We start from the raw sequence: 19852 nt of genomic DNA, 5'->3' as shown, positions 1-19852 counted from the left end.
TCGAGTCGCCCATCGCGTCCTCCTTTGGCCGGCTCGGGCATCAGCCCGGCAAATCGCGTGCCGCCTCGCCCACCCTTCGTCCGGGGGCTGCGCTTAGCGGCGCATAAAGATTATATACGACATCGTTTATGGGAAAAACGATGTCGTATAGGTCTTTTCCGGAGTTTTTGAGATGGAGATGTTGGAGATCATTCCGCCTGCGCATACGGATGCCAGCATGGGACGCCCCCCACTTGGAATGAAGCCGACGACGGTCAGGCTACCTGTCGAGACCCTCAAACGAATCGAGGCGCTACAAGGGAAGCAGCGCCAGATCGCGCTTTTCATCCGAGAGGCGATCGATAACGAGTTGCGCCGCCGCGAGAACGACAAGAAATAGGATCGAACGGTCCGGCTCGTCATTTTTTAGTTATCCAGCACGATCGTCGATACCGAGATCAATCGTCCTTTGGGTTCGCAGCTTTCGTTTCCCGGGCGAGCAGCGGGCGTCTTGATGGCCGCGCCTCGCCGTTTGATGGGTGCAAAGTCTGCCTGTGGGTAAGCGCGATAACCCACGCAAGACCGCACATTGTTAAGAATCCTCGGCTAGTTACGCCACATGATCGGCCTATTGGCATCCGTCTTCGATTGCATGGAGAACATGCACGATCCCCGCCTCATTGCGGCGGCGGGTGTCGTCTGTGCGATCGGCATCTACGCGTCGTTTGCAATCGCTCATCATGCCGCACGCGCTACGGGAAAAGTGCGCATGCGATGGGGGCTCGTCAGCGTACTCTCCAGTGGATGTACGGCATGGGCGACGCATTTCATCGTGCTGCTCGCGTTCAAGCCCGGGATGCCCTCGGCTTTCGAACCGCTTCTGACGGCTGCCTCGTTGGCGTCTGCAATTGCCGGGATTGGCGTTGGCGTCTCGATCTCGATACGCACCCGTCGTGTGCAAATGCATTTTCTAGCCGGCCTCGTATTGGGTCTGGGCATCACCGCGCTCCACTATATCGGTCAGGCCGCTTATCTCGTTCAGGGACAGGTTTACTGGAATCTAGGGCTGGTGATCCCTTCGATCATGATCAGCCTGCCCCTGTCCGGTTTGGGCATGGTCGCGGCTGGAAGCCGATCCCGCTCTGTCAGACGGACCGCCGCCCCGCTGCTGCTGTTCTCGATAGCCGTGCTGCACTTCTGCGGGATGGCGGCAATGCGCCTGCGGTTCGATCCGTCGAAGACATTTCCCTCGGACGCAGTCTCGCCGGCGGCGATCACGCCTGTGGTAGCCGGTGTGTCGCTGGCTCTGATCGCCCTGGCTTTGACCGGATGGCGCTTCGACCTCGCAGCAGTTGCCCGGCTCCGCCAAGACCGGCGCCGTCTTCGCGAACTGGCCGACGTCGCCCTGGAAGGGCTGCTCATCTGTCAGGGCAATGCGATCGTAGCCGCCAACGACAGCGTCGAACAGCTCGCGGGCTACGGATCGGGCACACTGGCTGGGACCAGCGTGGATGCCCTGTTTCCCGATGTCGATTTCTCGAGGCTTCCCGAGCGCGAAGAGCGTGAAGTCGGGCTCGTCATGCTGTCGGGCCGGATCGTACCGGTCCGCGTCCTGCGATGCGAACTGGCCCTTGGCCACAAGATCCAGACCGTGATCGCGGTGCGAGATCAGCGTGAACGTCTTCGCACCGAGGCTAAAATCCGCAAGCTTGCGTTCAACGATTCGCTTACCGGGCTGTTGAACCGCGGCAGCTATGTCGATCGCTTGCGCCATCTCACAGATGAAGGCACGCCTCTCGCCTTGCTGAGCATTGATCTGGATCGCTTCAAAGCTGTAAATGACCAGTTCGGACATTTGGTCGGCGACGAAGTGCTGAACCAGGTCGCGGAGCGCTTGCGCTCGATCGCAGGACCCGATGACTTTGTCGCTCGCGTCGGCGGTGACGAGTTCGGTATCATATTGATCGGGGAAACAGCAGCGCAGCGGGCCGACAATGTTGCTCGGCAGGTCACCGAGCGTCTCGGCCAGCCTTTCGCCGCCGGGTCCGTGGTTGCATATTGCGGGGCGACGGTGGGTATCGTCCTGGCTCCCACCGACGCGACGACCACTAGTGAGCTACGCCAATGCGCCGACCTCGCGCTATACCGCGCCAAGGAGCGAGGTCGCGGCAGCGTATGCTGTTTCGATCCGGAGATGGATGAGGCGTCACGCGATCGACGTACGCTCGAAGCCGATCTCCGGACTGCTGTCGCCGATGGCGACATCAAGCTTGTCTATCAGCCCGTTCTATCGGCGCTGACCGGCGAGATCACGAGTGTGGAGGCACTTGCTCGATGGTCGCACCCCAAAAAGGGTCCGATACCACCTGACGTTTTCATTCCGCTGGCTGAGGAATGTGGGCTGATCAGGACGCTTGGCGAAGCGCTCCTGCGGCTCGCCTGTTCCGACGCCGTATGGTGGCCGTCCAGCGTTCGTGTGGCGGTCAATCTGTCACCGCTGCAGTTTCAGTCCGGCGATCTCTCCCAAACGGTGGAGAGCGTGCTCCAGGATACGGGGCTAGCCGCCAATCGCCTCCAGCTCGAGGTAACCGAAGGTCTCGTGATCCGCGATGTCGAGCGAACATTCATGGAACTCGAACGTCTGAGGGCACTGGGCATCCAGATCCTCATGGATGATTTCGGCGTCGGCTATTCTTCGCTGAGCTACTTTCAGCGCTTCCCGTTCGACAAGGTGAAGATCGACAAATCGTTTGTCGATCACATCACGACGTCGCGCGCGTCGCGCGCGATCGTTCAGGCCGTGGTCGGCCTGGGCGAGCAACTCGGCATGGGGATTGTCGCCGAGGGCGTCGAAACGGAAGAGCAGATGCATGCCCTGGTCGCAGCAGGCTGCACACATTTGCAAGGCTACCTCTTCAGCAAACCGCTCACCACCATAGAGATGGATGAAAGATTATCCGCTTTGCATGACGCCAGCCTCGATGGGATTCGCAGAATAAGCGCGCAAGCGGCTTGATCACGCTACGTGAGCATATGATAGACGCCCGGATCTGCTCCAAAAAACCAACGACCGATTAATCTGGAATCTTCCGATAAGACTTTGGTCTTATCGGAGTGGCTTTGAAGGAACGGTTAACGGACCAAAGGTACAAAACGCTACCCGTATCTGTACTGGATCAGGACGTGAAGCTAGCTGAAGTCCGTATCGAAACCACCGCATCAGATCGTCGGGTTTTCCGGGCGGCCATCATTCTTCTGTTCGCCTTGGTTCTCGGTCTCGTTTGTACCATCCTCGGCCATGTCGGGGGCATGCGCTCGTATGGCGACGCGCTTTCCTGGATCGATATTGCCGCATTGGCGGTCAGCCTGATTGCTTTGGCGCGGGGCGCGCCCCTGGCTATCCGGGAAATGGGGGAGCGGCGCCGCTACGCTGCGAGCGCGCTGGAATCCCGCCGACGCATCGAGAATCTGTTCCAGATGACCGACATGCTGCAAAGCGCGCTCGGATATGATGATGCCAATGCGGTGCTTCGCGCCACCGCCTCGCAATTGCTAGCCGGATTTGGCGGCGCGCTCTATGTATTCAACAATTCGCGGGATCGGCTAGATCTCTCGACATGCTGGGCGTGGCCGGAGGATCATCTTCCACCGGATACGGTGTCGCCTTCGCATTGTTGGGCCCTCAAGCGCGGAAAGCCGCACGTCAATCATGTCGGCGCGGCCGCGCTGCGGTGTGAGCATCTGGCCGCTGGCATTCTGGTCCTGGAAATTCCGATGATGGCGCGCGGCGAGGTCTATGGCCTCCTTTGCGTTCAATCCGGAGGCGAGGAAGGCGAGGCGCGTCTCGACGAGATCATGCCTCTGGCCGCAGCCGTCGCCGATGCGATGTCGCTTGCGCTATCAAACATATCCTTGCGCGAAAAACTCCGGACCCAGGCTCTGCGGGATCCGCTAACCGGTCTCTATAATCGCCGCTACATGGAGGATGTCCTCGAGCGATGCGTCAATCTCTCGGAGCGTAATGGCAGTCCCGTTTCCGTCGTGATGATCGATCTCGATCATTTCAAGCTGCTCAATGACGAACACGGCCATGCGCTTGGCGATGCGGTACTTCGCGAAGTGGCCGGCGCCATCGTCGGCGCGATCCGTCCCTGCGATGTCGCTTGCCGATATGGTGGAGAGGAGCTTCTCGTCATCTTGCCGGATTGTTCGCTCGATGATGCGGTGACCAAAGCGAACGTCCTGAGAGCTCGGATCGAAAGTCTCTCCGACAACCATCAATGTCGCGTGACCGCCTCGTTCGGCGTTGCCAGCATGCCAGACAACGCCACGAAGGCCAATGAACTCGTGGCGGCTGCGGATGGGGCATTGTATGCCGCGAAGCAGACTGGAAGGAATCGGGTCGTTTCGGCTGATCGTCGCGGCGCAGTAGCCTTGGAGAGCGTCACCTAACCGCCAAACATGCCAGTATCTGAAGGATATGCTGCCAAAGCCCTGACCTTTGCCATCAGTGACATGGCATTAGCTGCTTATTGATTGCGGCTTTCACGGACAGTCGGCCGATGAAGACTCTGGGATTCAGAGAGGTCGGTACTGAAGGATTTTAGCGGGACGACCCGAGGATGATGTGCTCAAGATATTCGAGCGATTCGGCAATGGAAATCGCCAATGTCGCTGCCGATGCAGTTGAAAAGCAGCCATCCGCAAACGTGGTCATAGTTACTATCCCCTTTGGAGTGTGGTCTCCCGTGACCATGGTCTTTCATAGGCTACGAACGAGGCGGCGATGAAGAACATCCGTCTCTTGGTTTATGACGATGGGAGCGAAAACCGCTGTTGCAGGCCGCACTCGACCTGCCCCGCACCCCCTATGGTCATCTCACCTGCCTCGGCGTCTCGATCCTCTGCCGATTCTCGCCGCCGACTTTGAGGGCATCGGGGAAGCGATGCTCCTCCAGGATGAGCGCGAGCGCGCGGACCATAACACGGTCGCACTCCACGCGAGCGAAGTGCCAGGCGCGCAGATGCTTTTTCTTCCGCCCTACTCGCGAAATTTCAACCCGATCGACAAAGATTTCTCCAAACTCAAAGCCATTCTGCACGGGACTTTCGCCCGAAACATCCAAGACCTCTGGGATGCGATCCGCGACGCACTGCCCCGCTTCTCCCCGGCTGAGTGCCGAAACTACTTCACAGCCGCAGGATATGAACTCGAGTGATCGGATTCTACTCTAGCTTGGGCGCGGCGCGTTGCCAGCGTGCGGGCAATCTCGTCATCGGTTGCCACGAATTCTTCAATAATGCATCTGAATTTGAGGCCGCTTATCCCGTGATCGGAGGCAACCGTCGCCTGAGCGATAGTGAGACCATCAGAGGTGCGGATTACGGCCTCCGTGCCAGGGACCGCGTGAGGGTGCCTGGCATGGTAGGTGTAATCTCCGGTCGTCGCCAGAACCCTGTCATGCAGGTCCACGATCGATGCGACAGCGTCGGCGGAAGCCTTATTGATCACGCTCATCACGGCATTCGCTTGCCCTTCAAAATCGAATTCAAGATAACAGACGCCGACAGTGGAATTTTCGTCACGCACGGGCGCCACGTAAATCAAAACTTTGCGATGATCGGACCATGGATTATCCCACACCTCGTCCGTCATCCATTCGATAGACGCAGGCGCCGAAATCGCGCGCTGAAATTGGTCATACGCACCGAAATTCTCGTTCTTGACCGCTGCGTTCTCATGTGCGCAAACGACGACGTCTCCGCACGTGTTCACCAGGAATGCGTTAAGAAAATAAGGCGAAGAAGAGAGGAGAGATCTGAGCCGGTTCATCGCCCTGAACTGCGCACGCGGGGGAGAGTTATCCGTAATTAGAGCCTCGACAACGGAATAGTCGGTGGCCAGCATTCGTACGTCTATCGATCGGTCATATATCGTCCGGGAAAGAGCATCCGCGATCGATTGCGCCAGCTCGACGAGGCGGCCACCTTCTATGTTTCTCGCGAGCTCGTCGGCAATAGCGGTGCCGTGTTGCAAGTCCTTCAGGACCTCGTCCCGAAAGCTGGCGGCAGAAGCCCTTGCGAGCCCGGCCAGGTTTTTGACCTCCTGGGCGACAACACTGAAGCCCCGGCCAGCGTCGCCCGCTCGCGCCGCTTCAATCGTCGCATTCAACGCGAGAAGATTCGTCCTACCGGCAATGGTCTCGGCCTGTTTCGCATGATCGGTAACCTGTTCACTGAGCGCATTGAGCAACGAACGAATGCGACGGGGCATTTATCACCTTTCCTCGATACAACCCCTCTCCTTTTGCCGAACGGAATCGGCTCTGCGCCGAGTCGCCATAGACTAACGGGCGAGCAGGCTAATTTACGAACTTTGTTGCATAGAAAGACTTGAAATCCAATATCGTGCCGCGGCGCAAACTGGCGTCACCCTGGTCATATCGCGGTCGCCCGGCCCCGGCGCGCAGCCATGCAAACCACATGATCAATCGGCTTCGGCCCGGCTGGATCTACGGCGCTCTTCTAAACGAAGCGATCGATCACAAGAATGAAAGCACTGATGATTACATCCAGACGCACGGCCTCGGACGCGAACACGACAATTTGAGGATGATCTTAACCAACGCCCAACTTCGCGGCAGGACTGTGCCGCCTCCATTTCGACGAACTGGAGGTCTCAGTACGCTTATGTTCAGTATCCACCATCTGCGCTACGCCATCGCGGCCGCCGATCACGGCAGTTTCCAGCGTGCCGCCAGAGCCCTGCACATCGAGGAGTCGACGCTCAGCCGGAAGATCGTGCGGCTTGAGCACGCAATCGGTACCAACCTGTTCATACGCTCGCGTGCGGGCGTCGTCATGACGCCGGCAGGCAAGGAATTCATGCCACAAGCCCGGCACCTCGTCTGCAAGACAGATCGCCTGATCGAGCGCATGCGCTCGACCGCTCTGGGGCGCTCGGGCCACCTTGCGTTTGGCTATAATGGTCCGATCTCCGCCGGGCATCTGCGCGCTACGATATTGGCCTGGCGAGAGCGCAATCCGGAGGTCGAGCTCGAAGGCACCGAAGCCGAACGGCGCCACCTTCACGCCGCCCTGGATGCGGGCGCGCTCGATCTCGCCATCCTCCAGGGCAGCGTGCGGTATCCCGGCATGTGCCGGGCATCGCTGTGGAGCGAGCGCATCCTTGCTGCACTTCCGGGGTCGCACCCGCTCGCCGACAAAGAAATCCTGCAATGGTCGGATCTGCGCGACGAGACCTTCATGCTGACGGCTTCGGACCCGGGGCCCGATATCTGTGACATGCTGATCGGGCGCTTCGCCCGGGACGGCTGGCGGCCTGACATCAAGATGCGCGCTATCAGCCGGGAATCCATCATGAGCGTGTTGGGCGGCGGTTCGGCGATCAGTGTGACGTATGAGGGCGCCCTGGGCACCCGCTATCCAAATGTCGTGCTCCGCGAGGTCCTGGGACCGCACGGCGTCGCTCTCGTCCATTATTCGGCCTATTGGCGTGCCGATAACGACAATCCGGCCCTGCGCGCATTCCTCGGCTTCATGCGCCGGCGTAATTCGCTGACCTTCGACATGCCATGACGGACTGCCCCCGGTCAGGGTTTGCTCGAACGGCGCGCTCTGGCAAAGGCGCGGTCGGTCGCGACGAAGCGCTGAAGCATCGGAACGATCAGCCGGGGCGGCTCGACCGCCGCCCCCTCGCCTGCCAGCAGCGCGCCGTAGAGCTTGAGATCCTCGAACAAGGATCCGGGCAGATCGACAGAAACCCGTACCGGCTTGTCCTGCACGATCGGATCGAGCTTGAGTTTGATCATCAAGATTTTCCTGCAGGATCGAGCACGAGATCGCGGGTCACGATCACGCGCACCGGATAACCGGGCCGGATCGTCAGCGTGGGCTGAATACCAAGCTCACGGCTGACGATCTGCTGGCCGGTCTGGCTGAACCCGTTGGCCGCGCCCGAACGCAAAGCCTGGGCCAGATTATTCTCGCTCTGGCTGGTCCCCGCCTCCGAGCCGACGCTGAGAATGGTCGACAGGATCGCGGCCTTGACCAGCTTGCCCCAATGCTCGTTCACGCCGTCCTCGAGACCGGCATAACCGGACACATCGGCGCCGGGCTGGCGATCCAGCGATATCGAGCGCCCATCGGGGAGGATGAGCCGGTTCCAGGCAAGCAGCACCCGGCTTTGGCCGGACGCGATCTGGCTGTCATAGTCGCCGATCAGCTTCGATCCTTGCGGGATGAGCAGGATTTTGCCCGTCGGACTGTCATAGACATTCTGGGTGACCTGGGCGGTGATCTGTCCCGGCAGATCCGAACGGATGCCGGTGAGGAGAGCGGCGGCGATGACGCTACCGGCCTGGACCACATAGGGTGACGGCACCGACACCAGCCTTTCGGCGCTCACCGTCTGCGCAACGCCGCCAGTTTGCAGAAACGCACGTTTCTCCGCCTGGCCATCCTGCGCCGCTTGCACGGGCTGTCCGGCTGCGGCTGCGGCAGCTCCCGACGGCGCGGTGACGCCGGCTGGACCGGATGGTCCCGCCACATCTGCGGCCGCGGCAGCCGCCACACCTTCCCCGAGGAACAGCTTGCTGGTCCGCGCCGCATCGCGCTCCTGTATTGCACGCTGGCGAGCTTCGGCGATGGCGCTCACCTGCGCCCCGGCCACGGGCGCATCGCCTGCGGTCGGGCTTATGTTACCACTCTGCCGCTGTTCGGCTGACAGGATCGGAGGGCCCAGGTCACCAGGCAAGGGCGGCCCGAGCTTTGGCACCTGGCTATAATCCTTCGGCCCGCTGGTGATCACGTCCGCCGTGGTGCGGTTGTCGGTGTTGAACAGCTCCTTCGCTTGCACGTGGCTTGCCGGTCTCAAAGCATAGATCAGCGACCCGCCAATGCCGAGGCCGGCGGCGACGCCGAGCGCGGCCAGCGTCTTGCGCGACAGGCGCATGACCCGGGGCGGCGTCCCCCGCAGGCGAAGATCGGAAGCCGGCGCGGATGTCGAGGATGCGATGGGCTCGCTCACCGCCCCCTCCCCTTCGCCGGCCTGCCATCGTTGCGCACGATCCGCACCCGCTGCTCCGATCTCTTGTCGCCCATGTGCAACTCGGCCGCAGCGAACAGGCGGTCGACGACCATATAGCGGCCCTGCACCCGGTAATTGACCAGCTCGCCGGCACCGCCCGGCCCGACGACGAACAGCGGCGGCATCTCGCCTTGACCAATGCCGGCGGGAAACTCGATGAATACCTGTCGCCCATCGTCGAAGGCGCGAAGCGGCCGCCACGGCGGATTATCGCCGCCGATCGCATAGCGAAAGTTGAGCGCGGCAACGTCGATCCCGGCCGCGATCGGCGCAGCACTGGTCGCAGCAGCGTTCGCGCCGCGCAACGCGATCAGGCGGTCTTGCGGATAGGTCCAGGAGACCGACGCCATGTAGGTCGCAGGCGTCGCGCGCAATTCGACATGGTAGGTTCGCCTGTCAGTGTTGATGACGAGGTTGGTGACGAGATCGGGCCGGGTGGGCTTGATCAGGATGTGCTCCCGGCTGGTCGCACCGCTACCGCTTAGCGTGGCCGCCCAGACGGCGGCGGCATGGCCGATCGCCCAGAGGACGATCCCGGCCAGCCAGAGGCGCAGGCCCAGCCCTATCACGCCGGCGAGCGTGCCGTTGGCGATCGCCAACGCACGCGGTGCCCCGCCGAGCAGGATTGGGTCGGTCAGCGCGCGATGCACCGGCGCGGTGAAACCGGGGATTGGATCGACGCTCTCCATCAGACGAGCGCCCCGCCACCGAAGGAGAAGAAGGACAGGAAGAAGCTCGACGCCGCAAAGGCGATGCTCAATCCGAAGACGATCTGGATCAGACGGCGGAAGCCGCCCGACGTGTCGCCGAACGCGAGGCTGAGGCCAGTGGTGATGATGATGATGACCGCGACGATTTTGGCGACCGGACCCTGGATGGATTCGAGGATCGCGTTAAGCGGCGTCTCCCATGGCATCGACGAACCGGCCGCGTGCGCAGGCAACGCCGTGAACAGGCCTGCGGTCGAGATGCCGGCGCGACCGAAGCGGGCGAGGATCGAGCCTCGGAAAAGCGTGGGTTTGTCGGATGTCATGACAGGTCTCCCGGTGGTACGGATGGAAGAAGGATGAGTCGGTAATCACCGTCGGGACCCAGCCCCTCGACGCGGGCCAGCTCGGACAGCCGGCGGCCATGGCCATTGCGCGCGAGCACCGCGATCAGGTCGATGGTTTCGCCGATCAGCGCGCGGGGCACGGTGACGACGGCTTCCTGGATGAGTTGCTCCATCCGTCGTAGCGCGCCGATGGCGCTGCCGGCATGGATGGTCCCGACGCCGCCGGGGTGACCGGTGCCCCAGGCTTTGAGCAGGTCGAGCGCCTCGGCGCCCCGCACCTCGCCGATCGGAATACGGTCGGGTCGGAGCCGCAGCGAGGAGCGGACGAGCTCGGCCAGCGAGGCGACACCGTCCTTGGTCCGCATGGCGACGAGGTTGGGCGCGGCGCATTGCAGCTCGCGTGTGTCTTCGATCAGCACGACGCGATCGGACGTTTTCGCCACCTCGGCGAGCAGCGCGTTGGTGAGCGTGGTCTTGCCGGTGCCGGTGCCCCCCGCCACCAGGATGTTGCGGCGATCGGCGACAGCTTCGCGCAGCGCCGCCGCCTGAAGACGGGACATGATCCCTGTCGCGGCATAATCGTCGAGCGTGAACACGGCGACGGCGGGCTTGCGGATCGCGAACGCGGGCGCCGAGACGATCGGCGGGATCAATCCCTCGAACCGCTCCCCGGTCGGCAGCTCGGCCGACACCCGCGGGCTTCGGGCATGAACCTCGGCCCCGACATGGTGCGCGACCAGGCGCACGATGCGTTCGCCATCCTCCGCAGTCATGGTTTCGCGGGTATCGGCGATGCCCTCGCCCAGCCGGTCGACCCACAGGCGGCCGTCCGGGTTCAGCATCACCTCGATTGTTGCGGCCTGTTCCAGCCATGCCGTGATCGAGGGTCCGAGCGCCGTGCGCAGCATTCGCGCGCCGCGCGAACTGGCTTCGGATCGGATCGGTTGAACAGCCACTTGCGTCCCCTGCGAAGCGCCGGCGAGGAGCCGCCGGGCTTCAGGGGATAATCAAGAGGGACAGAAAATGACCCAACGCAACAGCGCCGTGCAGGCGTAGTAGCGGCGGCGGCAAATACTTGCAGGCGGCGGATCGCCCTGCCTGTCAGTTCTGATTATCCCGAGTTATTCGCAGCCTCGACGAGTAAGAGTGATTCGCTGCCTATGCCGGAGCGATCCACGCCGGTGGTACCGTATCGGCGGTTCGGTCTACCCCGCGTGCAGATCCAGATCACGAGCCGGTTTGTTACTCTGTCTATCCGGAACGGTTCGAATGGTTGCTTCGCGTTCAGCCCTCAACGCCCGCGCTTCATCTCGCGCTTGGTCCGCGCGCTTAGTCGCGCCTCCGGCCCTGACGAAACAGAATGTAGTTTGATAGGTTTCCTTTTAGAACGGAAACGCTTCGACTCAGAAGCGATTGCCGGTGGGGGAAGACAGCATGCGGCAGCAAAATCAGGAATGGAGAGAAGAGGAGCTTGATCGCCTCAGAATGCTCTTGGCCGACCGCCTGCGCATCGTGGACATTGCAAGGGATCTCGGCCGGCGCCAAACCGATGTGGCTCAGCAGGTAGCACGCCTAGGCTTACCTATAGGAGGCCGGCTCCGGTGACGTTGACTGCCACGGTCCGCACTCATAATAACAGCTTTTATGGACTCAGGCGAACACCGCGGCCTCCGCTCAAGGAATGATCGCCATCGTTGAGAATGGTTATGCCAGCGCTCTCGATGGCCGTGCGCAACGCGGAGATGGTGGCGATGCGTGCCTGTGTACCTGCTTCGAAACGAACAATTGTGTTGCGGCCGACCTTCGAAGCGGCGGCCAGATCGTCGATCGACCATTTCAAAGCTGCACGTGCCATTCGGCATTGGTCCCCATCCATCCGGCGACAATATCACCATAATCATTTGACACAACAATAGCCAAGTGGGTATATTAGCACCACATCTTTGGAGGCAAGCGGCCGGAACAAGGACGTAGGACTCCCTGAACCGGCCTGACCGCAACACCTGATGAGAGGTGATTGGCTATGAAGACCATACCGCCAAGCACGCGGCTGGCCAAGTTCGCGCGCAAGATGCGCGGCGCAAGCCACAGCGTGTTTTATGCCATCCAGCCCTGGTATGATTGGGGCAGGATCAACGCCTTCCGGCTCGACGCGATCACCGAAGCGGAGATGACCGAAGGGCAAGTCCGTTACCTGGAAGTCCAGTGGTTCGGAATCCACGTCGCTGTCATCTTCGGCCGCACACCGACAAAATCGATGTCGCGAGGTGCGGCATGAGCCTGACCTTCGACCGGGAGCGGCGCCCGCTGTCTTTTCCACCGTCGTTGCAGACGGATGAGGCGGGCATGATCCTGCCCTGCCCGTCCGACGAGCTGGCCGGATTCGCAGAGCAGGTCGCGCCCGACCAACTCTTATCGTTCGTGCGTCGGCTCATCAATGTGACCAGGAAACGGCGACGACAGATCCGTTGGTCCGCCGTGAACCGGCAACGCATGGAGCTCGCACGCCTCTGTATCGAACGTATTCTGGCTGAACGGATTGTCGAGGCGGGTTTCAACTAAACGTGTCCGCCGGCATGGCCCGCACGCGATACAAGGTAAGAGTTTTAACCCCTCGGCGTGGTCACGCGGTACCGCGTCACGATATCAGTCAGGTGGTGTGGTTTTCCCGTCCCGGTTTTCCAGCAGGCGGCGATCTGCGTCATCGATCGCCTTGAGCAGTTCAGCAAAATGCGGCGTCTCGTCGATCGGGTACATTCGATCGAAGTTCGGCCCCAGCAGGGAAACGTCCCTCTGGGTCAGCAAGCCCACGGCCACGATACGCTGGTTTGGTAGCATCAGTTTCGCACTCCGATTGCCGAAGTACCTGTAACAAAGACGTCGCTGCAAAGTGCCAGCGCTTTGCGCCGAGCCGGGGGGGTGGCGGGGTTAGGCTCCGCATACCCATCTTGCGCCGCATGCGGTCGACCGGCGACGAAGCGAGGCCGGTTTCGGTCTATCTTCCGACCCTAGTGGAAGTAGGCGGCGCGGGCCGCCACCAGGTTGGTGGACGGCCCGCTCCGTCACGTTCAGGCTTCCGCGGTTTCTGAAGCGCCTGCAGGTGCTGCAGCTTTCGTCTTGGCCGGACGCCCACGCTTCTTGGCGGCGGGTGCCTCGCCGGAAAGATGCTCCTTCGCCGCTGCAATGCTCAGCTTCGAGGTTGTCTTCGGTGCGGGGGCAACGTCCGTCTTGCGGCCGAGGCCAGTCGAATGTGCCAGCGCACGGCGCGTTTCGGAATAGGCCGGTGCCACCATCGGGTAATCCCTCGGAAGCTCCCACTTCGCGCGATATTCCTCGGGTGACATATTGAAGTTGGTACGCAGATAGCGCTTGAGCATCTTCAGCTTCGCGCCGTCCTCCAGGCACACGATGTAATCGTGCTTGACCGAGGCACGCACCGAGACTGCCGGCTCCTGCTTCGGCATTTCGGGCGCGACAGGATGAGCGGTCGCGGAAAGCGCCGCAAAAACGCTTTGAATCAGATTTGGCAGATCGGTGGTCGCAGTGCTGTTGTGGCTGACATGAGCAGAAACGATATCCGCGGTCAGTTCGATCAGATTGTTTTCAGGCATGGGCAATCTCCGACATAGGGTCCGGAGCACATAGAACAGATGTTCGCAATGTCTACCACTCTGTATATAGACCGGCAAATCCGCCGACCTGTCCGCACAAGATTCCTCTTCCTAATGCGGTGTTAAGTTTTGTCTTGCGAATGATCCCATTGCGCTGAATTAGAAGCATACTCAGCGGCATATGGAAATAGAACTTTATGAGATGTGGAAGGCCGCTATCAACGGCAGCATGAGCGACGACGAAATCCTCGCGCGATGGCACGATGCCGAGCTCGCCTACGGCAGCGCGAGAGGCGACAAAGTCCTGGCGGCCTATACCGCGGCGGTGATGGCGGAGAACGCTGCGATCCGCCGCTTCGGCTGTGGTGCGCACGATGAGGCCTATCGGGCGCGGTTCCCGGATGATGCGGAGATTGGGTGTTGAACAAGGCCATGCGGACTGAAGCCGAAGGGAGGTTACCGACCTACCGGGTGCAACTCGTCCCCTTCCCTGCCGTCATCGATGCCGATGGGCTGCTTGTCGCGAACTCCCACGTTGTCGAGATCGTCTTTCCCGGAGACAGGGTCGAGACCGCGCTTGGCCCGGTCAACACGATCGTAGGCCCCGGCACCGCCAAGATCCTGGTGGGTGAAACCACGATACGCGGTGTGCCATTGTGCTGAGTGGAAGGACGAGCATGGAGCATGAGCCGCGCAACAGGATCATCGGTGCGACCGATCGCGGCCTCACCGTCCGGGTCGCGGGGCCGCGAAACCATGGTGTCCTGGGCGGCGGTGACGGGCATCAGCGCTGGCCGGGCCAGGCCTGACCTCACCAGCGAGCACTGGATTCTCGTTCTCGCTCTTGAGATGCAATTGCCGGACCGGGAACATCTGTTCGTTGTCGGCGAGATCGAGCCGGCCTGGATCCCGTTGACGACAAACCTGCACGTGGCCCTGCCGGAGGTCGCGCCGTTCGAGGTCTGGGGCGCCGCGATCATCACTGCCTCGGCACCGATAGAGTTGTACCAGCGCGGCACGTAGACATGATGCCGTCGATCATCTCTGCTTCCTGCTAACGGCACGAGTATCCCGCCCGGCGATGCTTTGGATTGCTGCCCGCAAGGTTCGTCGCTAATAGCGTTCCTGTTTTGGACCGAAAGCCCCTTCCCCATGGCGCGTCAGCGCCGTTCATTCCTCCCGCAGACGTACAGGCGGCGATCGACGCATTTCGCGGCCGGATGGACCAGGGCGACCCGATCGTCATCGGATTTCAGGACGCAATCCTGCCAATGACGGTTAGCGATGCGACGCTTCCCGACAATCCGATCATCTATGCCAACGCGGCCTTCGAGCGATTGACGGGTTTTCCACCCAGCGAAATCCTCGGTCGCAACTGCCGGTTTCTCCAGGGACCGCTGACTCGGCCAGATGATGTCGACCGTTTACGTGATGCCATTTCCCGACGCGAGGCAATCGAGATTGATCTGCTCAATCATCGGCGGGACGGAACACCCTTCTGGAACCGCCTGACGGTGACGCCGGTCTTCGACGCTCACGGCGCCTTGTCCTATTTCGTCGGCTCTCAATTCGACGCTACGCTCGAGCGACATCGGCTGGTGCGCCTGCAGGCGGATCGCGACGCGCTTGAGAGCGAGGCGGTGGCGCGCGAAGCAGCACTCGTCGAACGCGACGCCCGTCTTCAGTTCGCGCTGCGGGCAGGCGGCCTTGGATCCTGGAGCTACGAGATTGCGACGCACACCCTCGTAGCCTCGGCAAGCTGCAAGGCCATCTTCGGTCGCGACGTCGATGATCCGTTCACCTATGCGGACCTGCTGGCATCCATCCACCCCGAGGATCGTCCCGGCATGGAAGCCGCAGTCGCCCAGGTCATCGCGACCGGATGCGAATATGATATCGAATATCGACTGCTCACGCCTACAGGCGAGCAGCGCTGGGTCCACATCCGCGGCGAAATGATGATGCATTCCGACGGCACGCTGCTCACCATCACCGGATATTCCGCCGATATCACCAGGAGAAAATTTGCCGAGGAACAGCGTGGCGTATTGGCCGACGAGCTGACCCACCGCGTCAAGAATACCCTCGCCACGGTTGGAGCCATTGTCGGTCAGACGCTCCGCAACGCCACGTCCATCGCCGATGCCGATGAGATCATCGCCGGCCGCATCGCCAGCCTCGCGACAGCGCATGAATTACTGGTGCACGATGAGATGGAAGGGGCATCGATCGGCGACCTCGTGTCCCGTGTGCTCGCGCCGTTCGCCGATCGTGACGGCAAGCTCTTCTCGATCGAGGGGCCGGATGTCCGTCTCTCTCCTGCCATCACTCTGGCACTTTCGATGGCCGTCCATGAGCTCGCGACCAATGCCGCAAAATATGGCGCCCTATCCGTCGCTGGTGGACATGTCGAAATCCGATGGGCTCTCGTGGACGGCTCAGCGAGCCATCGGTTCACCTTCTCCTGGATCGAGAGCGGGGGACCGCCCGTTAGGCCACCGGAGCGAACCGGGTTCGGCACGCGGATGATCGAGCGCGTCCTCGCGCAGCACGTCAAGGGGAAGGCCGAGATCGCCTATCGCCCGCAAGGCGTGCAATTCTGCGTCACCGCCACCGTATGAGAATATCGCTTACGCACGTAGCGCACCCGCAACATGCTTAATTTTAATCTGGATCAAGGGATAGATTATAGCTCTTCCGGGGTTGGGCATTCAGATTGGAATGCTGCATGTGCCACGTCCTTGTGATTGAAGATGATTTCCTGATTGCCGATCACATATGCCAGCTGATGGAACTTGCTGGCGCAACCTCGATCGATCAGGCTGCGACCGAAGGAGAAGCGATTGCGGCCGCAAGGGCGCACCCGCCCGCTATCATCGTATCCGACGTACGGCTCGCGGAGGGGACCGGCCCGTTCGCCGTGCAAGCCATCCTGGCCGAGCATGGAGAGGTTCCGGTCATCTTCGTCACCGGGACACCCGATGCCTGCCATCCACGAACCGCACCGATGATCATCCTGACCAAGCCGATCCAGGATCGGCTGCTGATGGCGACGTTCAAGGAGCATGCCCCGATCTGACCGACATCGTGGCGATGCCGTCGGTTTCGCTGAAGGGGTTACCTTCGGCGACTTCCTCCGAAATTTCATTCAGCAAGCTCTTTCCGCTCGCATAGCGGCGCCCGAGTGTCTGCACGAACCCTTCATAGCGTTTGCGGCCTTTGACCTGTGCCGCGGCCTGGTCTTCATCGGGCAACGGCGGCGTCACCGACAACCAGAAGCGCACGAACAATGCGACGGCCTCGGTCGTAAGCCCGGTGTTGCGTTCGAGCCGCTGCACCTGCCGGGTGAGCCTGTCGAGCCGTCGCGCGAAGGCGGCCTCGAGCCGGTCGGCACCGTCCGGCGACAAATAGGACGCCACGGCGGCCTCGACGATCGCCGAGCGCGATATGCGCCGGCGGATCGCGAGCTCGCCGACCTGCTTCGCCAGTTCGGGCGGGAAATAGACATTCAGCCGGGTACGCATAGGCCCTTCCTCACAGTTGAAGGCCGTCATCAGGGTCGAGCGATGCCTGCCCGCACTGCCTCGCGTTCAGCGCGGCAACCGATAGCGGATGCGCAACGTCGCGCCGTCTCCGGACGGTGGCGCATGGAGGATTTGGTCGCCCCCGCGCTGCTCGGCGCGCATCGCCGCACAGCATGACGGCATACGGTGCGCGGGTCCGGGATAGCCGCCGACGACACGGTGCAATTCGCCCGAGATGATCTCGACGAAGGCGAGTCCCAGCACCTCGCCGCGCTGGAAACGGGAGTGCAGCGCATCGCGGAAATCGATGCTGGTCGGGATGGTCCCCTCGGTCATGTCCTCGCCCTAGCTGGTCATGGCGACAGAGGCGAGGCCATGAGAAAGCCCCCGCGCCACGGGGCACGGGGGCTCGACGGGTCGGCCGGGAGAACGATGGCGCGTCAGAATCCGCCCACCTTGTCGAGCGGGACGGGCGCAAGGTTGAGCACGACAAGTCCGTGCCTGCGGCCTATCAGTCCACCTTCGATGGGCATGAAGTCGGGGCCGAAGGTGACGGACATACCGGCCCGCCACGGATCCTCCTCCACGAGCCGGGCGAGCGCGTCGATCAATTGCTGGATGGTCATGGTGATGGTCCTTTCCGCCGCCCGCGATGCCCGCCAGGGCACGCGGGCGGCGCCGATTTTCGATGGGATGGGAAAAAGGGACGGCGGCATATGCCGCCGTCCCATCGATCATTCCGCCGCGACGGCGAGCGGCGCGGGCGGTTCGGCCGGAACCGGCTGCGGGGCGGGCGCGCCTTTCAGCAGGGGTGCCACCGTCTTCCAGCGCATCAGCGTCTCGAACGGCCGGGCCGTGTAGCTGGCGGGAGCGAAGGCCAACCATTTGGGCACCCAGCCCTCGACCTTGGGACGATCGTTCGCACCGGCGAGGCAATCGCGTATGATGTCCTTCTGCGTCTTGACCTTCTCGGTGACGTTGCTGTCCGCCACTTTCTTGCCCGCCACCTCGCGCAGCATGACGTTCGCCACTTCCCGATCGCGGATCAGATCGAAGAACGCCTCGTCCGGCTGCCAGAGGCTCGCCATGTCGGGCTTGAGATAGCCTCACACCGCCTCGACTACCGCGCTGCCCGCCGCGAGCGTTTCACCCATGACGATGGCAATGACGCGCAGCACATCGGCATCGCAAAGCGCCAGCAATCGGACGAAGATCGCCACCGTCCGGGAGCCGTTGGAGATGCCGCTACCGTTCGCGCCGACCACGGTCGGCGCGTCATCCGGCAGGCCGAGCATGGCGAGGACGGCGCGACGCTTGGTGTCAAAAGCCGTCTCCGCCGCGCATGTTTCTACGCTTTCGGTGATAGCCTCGGCGCGACCGGCCTGCCGCTCGATCTTCACGCTCCACAGCGGAGAGTCGGTGATGGCGTGGGCCACCATCAGGCGCAGCGCGACCGGGGGATGATCGGCCAGCACGGCGCGCACGGCGGCGTGGCGATGGAGGTCGATATAGGTCTGGAGCGCGCTGGTCACTTCGGACCGGCCCGCCCGCGCCGTCGCCTTGTCGGCTTCGCTGGTCGCACCCTTCGCGGCGGCACTGCGCGCACGTCTTGCCTCCTTGGACGAGAGATAGCCTTCGTGGATTTCCACCTCTCCGTCATGACGAACGGAGATGAAGACCTTGCCGCCCTGATCCTTGGACACGCGCTCATGCTCGTAGCTATGGAAATAGCTGCCCGGCTCCATCACCTCGACATGGCTCCATCCGGCTTCCAGATAGGCGTCGCGCCTCGCTGCGATGGCCTCGTTCTGGGCCTTCCAGAACTGGTCGGGATCATCGAAGACGCCGCCTTCCCCGAACAGGTCGGCTTTGATCCGGCCCTTGAAGCCAGCGAGGTCGAACAGCGCTACCTTGGTCGAGATCGCGGCTCCGCCGAATAGCCATGCCCGGAGCTGACCGCGAGTGGGGGCGTGGCTTTTTGGGTCGTCGTGGAGCGCCAGCCATTCCCTCTGGCGTGCCTTGCTGGCGAGCGTCAGATGCCGGATCGTCGCCGAATCGATCTCCTCGGCCCGGTAAAGCTCCCGGATCGCGGGCAACAGATTGCCCAACGCCAGCACGCGGCGGATATAGAGGTCGGTCACGCCGAAGGTCTGCGCAATCTGCTCGACGCTGCGCCCCTCCTTCTGGATCAGCCGGGTGAGCGTGGTCCATTGGGATACCTCGTCGGGATCGAGTCGTTCGATATTCTCGATCAGCGAAGCTTCCAGCGCGGCGGCATCGTCGCCCGCATCCATGATCGCGCAGGGGACGGGTTCCTCGTCCCCATTCTCCTGCGCCACGATCAGCGCGGCATGATAGCGCCGCCGCCCGGCGACGATCTCATAGCCGTCTGATGTCGCTTCTTCGTCCCCGGATAGCGTCGCCGCCTGCGGCCGCACGAGCAAGGGAACGAGGATGCCGCGTGCGCGGACGGACGGAAGCATGTCGGAGACATCGGGGGCCTGTTTGCCGTGCCGCATGTTGAGGGCAGACACGGAGAGCTTGCCAAGCTCGATGTTCAGGAGTTTCATGATGG

General features: G+C 62.1%; 25 protein-coding genes and 2 pseudogenes. 12 read left to right on the top strand and 15 right to left on the bottom strand.

Annotated elements, in window-relative coordinates:
- Window positions 1-172 precede the first annotated feature (172 nt).
- From PBT88_RS10480 to PBT88_RS10465, 4 genes and pseudogenes are all read left to right on the top strand, one after another.
- The gene (locus PBT88_RS10480) at window positions 173-379 is read left to right on the top strand and encodes a hypothetical protein (RefSeq protein WP_270079108.1); all 207 of its coding nucleotides are present in this window, start codon (window positions 173-175) and stop codon (window positions 377-379) included.
- Between the two features lie 252 nt (window positions 380-631).
- Window positions 632-2995, top strand: a complete 2364-nt coding sequence (locus tag PBT88_RS10475) for a bifunctional diguanylate cyclase/phosphodiesterase (RefSeq protein WP_270078483.1) — start codon at window positions 632-634, stop codon at window positions 2993-2995.
- Between the two features lie 167 nt (window positions 2996-3162).
- Window positions 3163-4431: a GGDEF domain-containing protein gene (locus PBT88_RS10470; protein WP_270079107.1), complete on the top strand. Its 1269-nt coding sequence runs from the start codon at window positions 3163-3165 to the stop codon at window positions 4429-4431.
- A 563-nt stretch (window positions 4432-4994) separates the two neighbouring features.
- A pseudogene (locus tag PBT88_RS10465) lies at window positions 4995-5198 on the top strand (IS630 family transposase); the annotation flags it as partial.
- Here PBT88_RS10465 and PBT88_RS10460 read toward each other — a convergent pair.
- Window positions 5165-6253, bottom strand: a complete 1089-nt coding sequence (locus PBT88_RS10460; protein WP_270079106.1) for a methyl-accepting chemotaxis protein — start codon at window positions 6251-6253, stop codon at window positions 5165-5167. The pseudogene PBT88_RS10465 and the gene PBT88_RS10460 sit on opposite strands and share 34 nt — an antisense overlap.
- A 209-nt stretch (window positions 6254-6462) precedes the next feature.
- Between PBT88_RS10460 and PBT88_RS10455 the strand changes: the two genes are divergently transcribed.
- Window positions 6463-7578, top strand: a complete 1116-nt coding sequence (locus PBT88_RS10455; protein WP_270079105.1) for a LysR family transcriptional regulator — start codon at window positions 6463-6465, stop codon at window positions 7576-7578.
- A 14-nt stretch (window positions 7579-7592) separates the two neighbouring features.
- Here PBT88_RS10455 and PBT88_RS10450 read toward each other — a convergent pair whose 3' ends face one another.
- The 7 genes and pseudogenes from PBT88_RS10450 to PBT88_RS10425 all read right to left on the bottom strand — a co-directional run bounded on the left by PBT88_RS10450 (window position 7593) and on the right by PBT88_RS10425 (window position 11997).
- On the bottom strand, window positions 7593-7811 hold the full coding sequence (locus PBT88_RS10450; protein WP_270079104.1) for a DUF2274 domain-containing protein: 219 nt from the start codon (window positions 7809-7811) through the stop codon (window positions 7593-7595).
- Window positions 7811-8953 carry a TrbI/VirB10 family protein gene (locus PBT88_RS10445; protein WP_407696544.1) on the bottom strand — a complete coding sequence of 381 codons (1143 nt, stop codon included), beginning with the start codon at window positions 8951-8953 and terminating at the stop codon, window positions 7811-7813. The genes PBT88_RS10450 and PBT88_RS10445 overlap by 1 nt, the downstream gene beginning before the upstream one ends.
- A 71-nt stretch (window positions 8954-9024) precedes the next feature.
- On the bottom strand, window positions 9025-9534 hold the full coding sequence (locus tag PBT88_RS10440; RefSeq protein ID WP_456115224.1) for a TrbG/VirB9 family P-type conjugative transfer protein: 510 nt from the start codon (window positions 9532-9534) through the stop codon (window positions 9025-9027).
- 42 nt (window positions 9535-9576) lie between these two features.
- A pseudogene (locus PBT88_RS21290) lies at window positions 9577-9777 on the bottom strand (VirB3 family type IV secretion system protein); the annotation flags it as partial.
- A complete protein-coding gene (locus PBT88_RS10435) occupies window positions 9777-10121 on the bottom strand; it encodes a TrbC/VirB2 family protein (protein WP_270079102.1) in 345 nt (114 codons plus the stop codon). The pseudogene PBT88_RS21290 and the gene PBT88_RS10435, both read right to left, overlap by 1 nt.
- Window positions 10118-11098, bottom strand: coding sequence for a P-type conjugative transfer ATPase TrbB (gene trbB / locus PBT88_RS10430; protein WP_270079101.1), 981 nt, complete (start codon window positions 11096-11098; stop codon window positions 10118-10120). The genes PBT88_RS10435 and trbB overlap by 4 nt, the downstream gene beginning before the upstream one ends.
- Window positions 11099-11784: 686 nt before the next feature.
- Entirely contained in the window at window positions 11785-11997 is a 213-nt protein-coding gene (locus tag PBT88_RS10425) for a helix-turn-helix domain-containing protein (protein WP_270079100.1), read from the bottom strand.
- A 168-nt stretch (window positions 11998-12165) separates the two neighbouring features.
- Here PBT88_RS10425 and PBT88_RS10420 point away from each other — a divergent pair, with 168 nt between their 5' ends.
- Window positions 12166-12420 (top strand): hypothetical protein, encoded by a 255-nt coding sequence (locus PBT88_RS10420; protein ID WP_270079099.1) that lies wholly within the window; start codon window positions 12166-12168, stop codon window positions 12418-12420.
- Window positions 12417-12704: a hypothetical protein gene (locus PBT88_RS10415; protein WP_270079098.1), complete on the top strand. Its 288-nt coding sequence runs from the start codon at window positions 12417-12419 to the stop codon at window positions 12702-12704. Before PBT88_RS10420 ends, PBT88_RS10415 begins: the two co-directional genes overlap by 4 nt.
- 84 nt (window positions 12705-12788) lie before the next feature.
- On the opposite strand, the gene PBT88_RS10410 is transcribed toward PBT88_RS10415, so the two are convergent.
- Complete coding sequence (locus PBT88_RS10410; protein ID WP_270079097.1) at window positions 12789-12953, bottom strand: hypothetical protein; 165 nt, start codon at window positions 12951-12953, stop codon at window positions 12789-12791.
- Window positions 12954-13210: 257 nt separating this feature from the next.
- Entirely contained in the window at window positions 13211-13753 is a 543-nt protein-coding gene (locus tag PBT88_RS10405) for a MucR family transcriptional regulator (RefSeq protein WP_270079096.1), read from the bottom strand.
- 229 nt (window positions 13754-13982) lie between these two features.
- Here PBT88_RS10405 and PBT88_RS10400 point away from each other — a divergent pair, with 229 nt between their 5' ends.
- The 5 genes from PBT88_RS10400 (at window position 13983) to PBT88_RS10380 (ending at window position 16832) form a co-directional block, all read left to right on the top strand.
- Window positions 13983-14177 carry a hypothetical protein gene (locus PBT88_RS10400; RefSeq protein WP_270079095.1) on the top strand — a complete coding sequence of 65 codons (195 nt, stop codon included), beginning with the start codon at window positions 13983-13985 and terminating at the stop codon, window positions 14175-14177.
- Window positions 14174-14416, top strand: a complete 243-nt coding sequence (locus PBT88_RS10395) for a hypothetical protein (RefSeq protein ID WP_270079094.1) — start codon at window positions 14174-14176, stop codon at window positions 14414-14416. The genes PBT88_RS10400 and PBT88_RS10395 overlap by 4 nt, the downstream gene beginning before the upstream one ends.
- 21 nt (window positions 14417-14437) lie before the next feature.
- Window positions 14438-14776, top strand: a complete 339-nt coding sequence (locus PBT88_RS10390) for a hypothetical protein (RefSeq protein ID WP_270079093.1) — start codon at window positions 14438-14440, stop codon at window positions 14774-14776.
- A gap of 197 nt (window positions 14777-14973) precedes the next feature.
- Window positions 14974-16374, top strand: a complete 1401-nt coding sequence (locus tag PBT88_RS10385) for a PAS domain-containing protein (RefSeq protein ID WP_270079092.1) — start codon at window positions 14974-14976, stop codon at window positions 16372-16374.
- A gap of 95 nt (window positions 16375-16469) precedes the next feature.
- Complete coding sequence (locus tag PBT88_RS10380) at window positions 16470-16832, top strand: response regulator (protein ID WP_270079091.1); 363 nt, start codon at window positions 16470-16472, stop codon at window positions 16830-16832.
- On the opposite strand, the gene PBT88_RS10375 is transcribed toward PBT88_RS10380, so the two are convergent.
- From PBT88_RS10375 to PBT88_RS10355, 5 genes are all read right to left on the bottom strand, one after another.
- Entirely contained in the window at window positions 16810-17277 is a 468-nt protein-coding gene (locus tag PBT88_RS10375) for a ribbon-helix-helix domain-containing protein (RefSeq protein WP_270079090.1), read from the bottom strand. The two genes, PBT88_RS10380 and PBT88_RS10375, sit on opposite strands and share 23 nt — an antisense overlap.
- 66 nt (window positions 17278-17343) lie before the next feature.
- Entirely contained in the window at window positions 17344-17613 is a 270-nt protein-coding gene (locus PBT88_RS10370; RefSeq protein ID WP_270079089.1) for a hypothetical protein, read from the bottom strand.
- A gap of 104 nt (window positions 17614-17717) precedes the next feature.
- The gene (locus PBT88_RS10365) at window positions 17718-17903 is read right to left on the bottom strand and encodes a hypothetical protein (protein ID WP_270079088.1); all 186 of its coding nucleotides are present in this window, start codon (window positions 17901-17903) and stop codon (window positions 17718-17720) included.
- A 108-nt stretch (window positions 17904-18011) separates the two neighbouring features.
- On the bottom strand, window positions 18012-18365 hold the full coding sequence (locus PBT88_RS10360; RefSeq protein WP_270079087.1) for a hypothetical protein: 354 nt from the start codon (window positions 18363-18365) through the stop codon (window positions 18012-18014).
- An 18-nt stretch (window positions 18366-18383) separates the two neighbouring features.
- The gene (locus tag PBT88_RS10355; RefSeq protein WP_270079086.1) at window positions 18384-19847 is read right to left on the bottom strand and encodes a ParB/RepB/Spo0J family partition protein; all 1464 of its coding nucleotides are present in this window, start codon (window positions 19845-19847) and stop codon (window positions 18384-18386) included.
- Window positions 19848-19852 lie beyond the last annotated feature (5 nt).

The sequence above is a fragment of the Sphingomonas abietis genome (genome assembly GCF_027625475.1).
Taxonomy (GTDB): domain Bacteria; phylum Pseudomonadota; class Alphaproteobacteria; order Sphingomonadales; family Sphingomonadaceae; genus Solisphingomonas; species Solisphingomonas abietis.
The sequence above is the reverse complement of the archived record's forward strand: the minus strand, read 5'-3'. Positions and strand labels throughout refer to the sequence as shown.

Excerpts from the sequence above, each read along its gene's own strand:
- PBT88_RS10360 (WP_270079087.1), bottom strand. The coding sequence starts at position 18,365 with ATGGCGAGCCTCTGGCAGCCGGACGAGGCGTTCTTCGATCTGATCCGC.
- PBT88_RS10475 (WP_270078483.1), top strand. The coding sequence starts at position 632 with ATGGAGAACATGCACGATCCCCGCCTCATTGCGGCGGCGGGTGTCGTC.
- PBT88_RS10355 (WP_270079086.1), bottom strand. The coding sequence starts at position 19,847 with ATGAAACTCCTGAACATCGAGCTTGGCAAGCTCTCCGTGTCTGCCCTC.
- PBT88_RS10385 (WP_270079092.1), top strand. The coding sequence starts at position 14,974 with ATGGACCAGGGCGACCCGATCGTCATCGGATTTCAGGACGCAATCCTG.
- PBT88_RS10420 (WP_270079099.1), top strand. The coding sequence starts at position 12,166 with ATGAAGACCATACCGCCAAGCACGCGGCTGGCCAAGTTCGCGCGCAAG.
- PBT88_RS10400 (WP_270079095.1), top strand. The coding sequence starts at position 13,983 with ATGAGCGACGACGAAATCCTCGCGCGATGGCACGATGCCGAGCTCGCC.
- PBT88_RS10480 (WP_270079108.1), top strand. The coding sequence starts at position 173 with ATGGAGATGTTGGAGATCATTCCGCCTGCGCATACGGATGCCAGCATG.
- PBT88_RS10405 (WP_270079096.1), bottom strand. The coding sequence starts at position 13,753 with ATGCCTGAAAACAATCTGATCGAACTGACCGCGGATATCGTTTCTGCT.
- PBT88_RS10450 (WP_270079104.1), bottom strand. The coding sequence starts at position 7,811 with ATGATCAAACTCAAGCTCGATCCGATCGTGCAGGACAAGCCGGTACGG.
- PBT88_RS10460 (WP_270079106.1), bottom strand. The coding sequence starts at position 6,253 with ATGCCCCGTCGCATTCGTTCGTTGCTCAATGCGCTCAGTGAACAGGTT.
- PBT88_RS10375 (WP_270079090.1), bottom strand. The coding sequence starts at position 17,277 with ATGCGTACCCGGCTGAATGTCTATTTCCCGCCCGAACTGGCGAAGCAG.
- PBT88_RS10425 (WP_270079100.1), bottom strand. The coding sequence starts at position 11,997 with ATGGCACGTGCAGCTTTGAAATGGTCGATCGACGATCTGGCCGCCGCT.
- PBT88_RS10365 (WP_270079088.1), bottom strand. The coding sequence starts at position 17,903 with ATGACCATCCAGCAATTGATCGACGCGCTCGCCCGGCTCGTGGAGGAG.
- PBT88_RS10455 (WP_270079105.1), top strand. The coding sequence starts at position 6,463 with ATGATCAATCGGCTTCGGCCCGGCTGGATCTACGGCGCTCTTCTAAAC.
- PBT88_RS10370 (WP_270079089.1), bottom strand. The coding sequence starts at position 17,613 with ATGACCGAGGGGACCATCCCGACCAGCATCGATTTCCGCGATGCGCTG.
- PBT88_RS10415 (WP_270079098.1), top strand. The coding sequence starts at position 12,417 with ATGAGCCTGACCTTCGACCGGGAGCGGCGCCCGCTGTCTTTTCCACCG.
- PBT88_RS10435 (WP_270079102.1), bottom strand. The coding sequence starts at position 10,121 with ATGACATCCGACAAACCCACGCTTTTCCGAGGCTCGATCCTCGCCCGC.
- PBT88_RS10445 (WP_407696544.1), bottom strand. The coding sequence starts at position 8,953 with ATGCGCCTGTCGCGCAAGACGCTGGCCGCGCTCGGCGTCGCCGCCGGC.
- PBT88_RS10390 (WP_270079093.1), top strand. The coding sequence starts at position 14,438 with ATGAGCCGCGCAACAGGATCATCGGTGCGACCGATCGCGGCCTCACCG.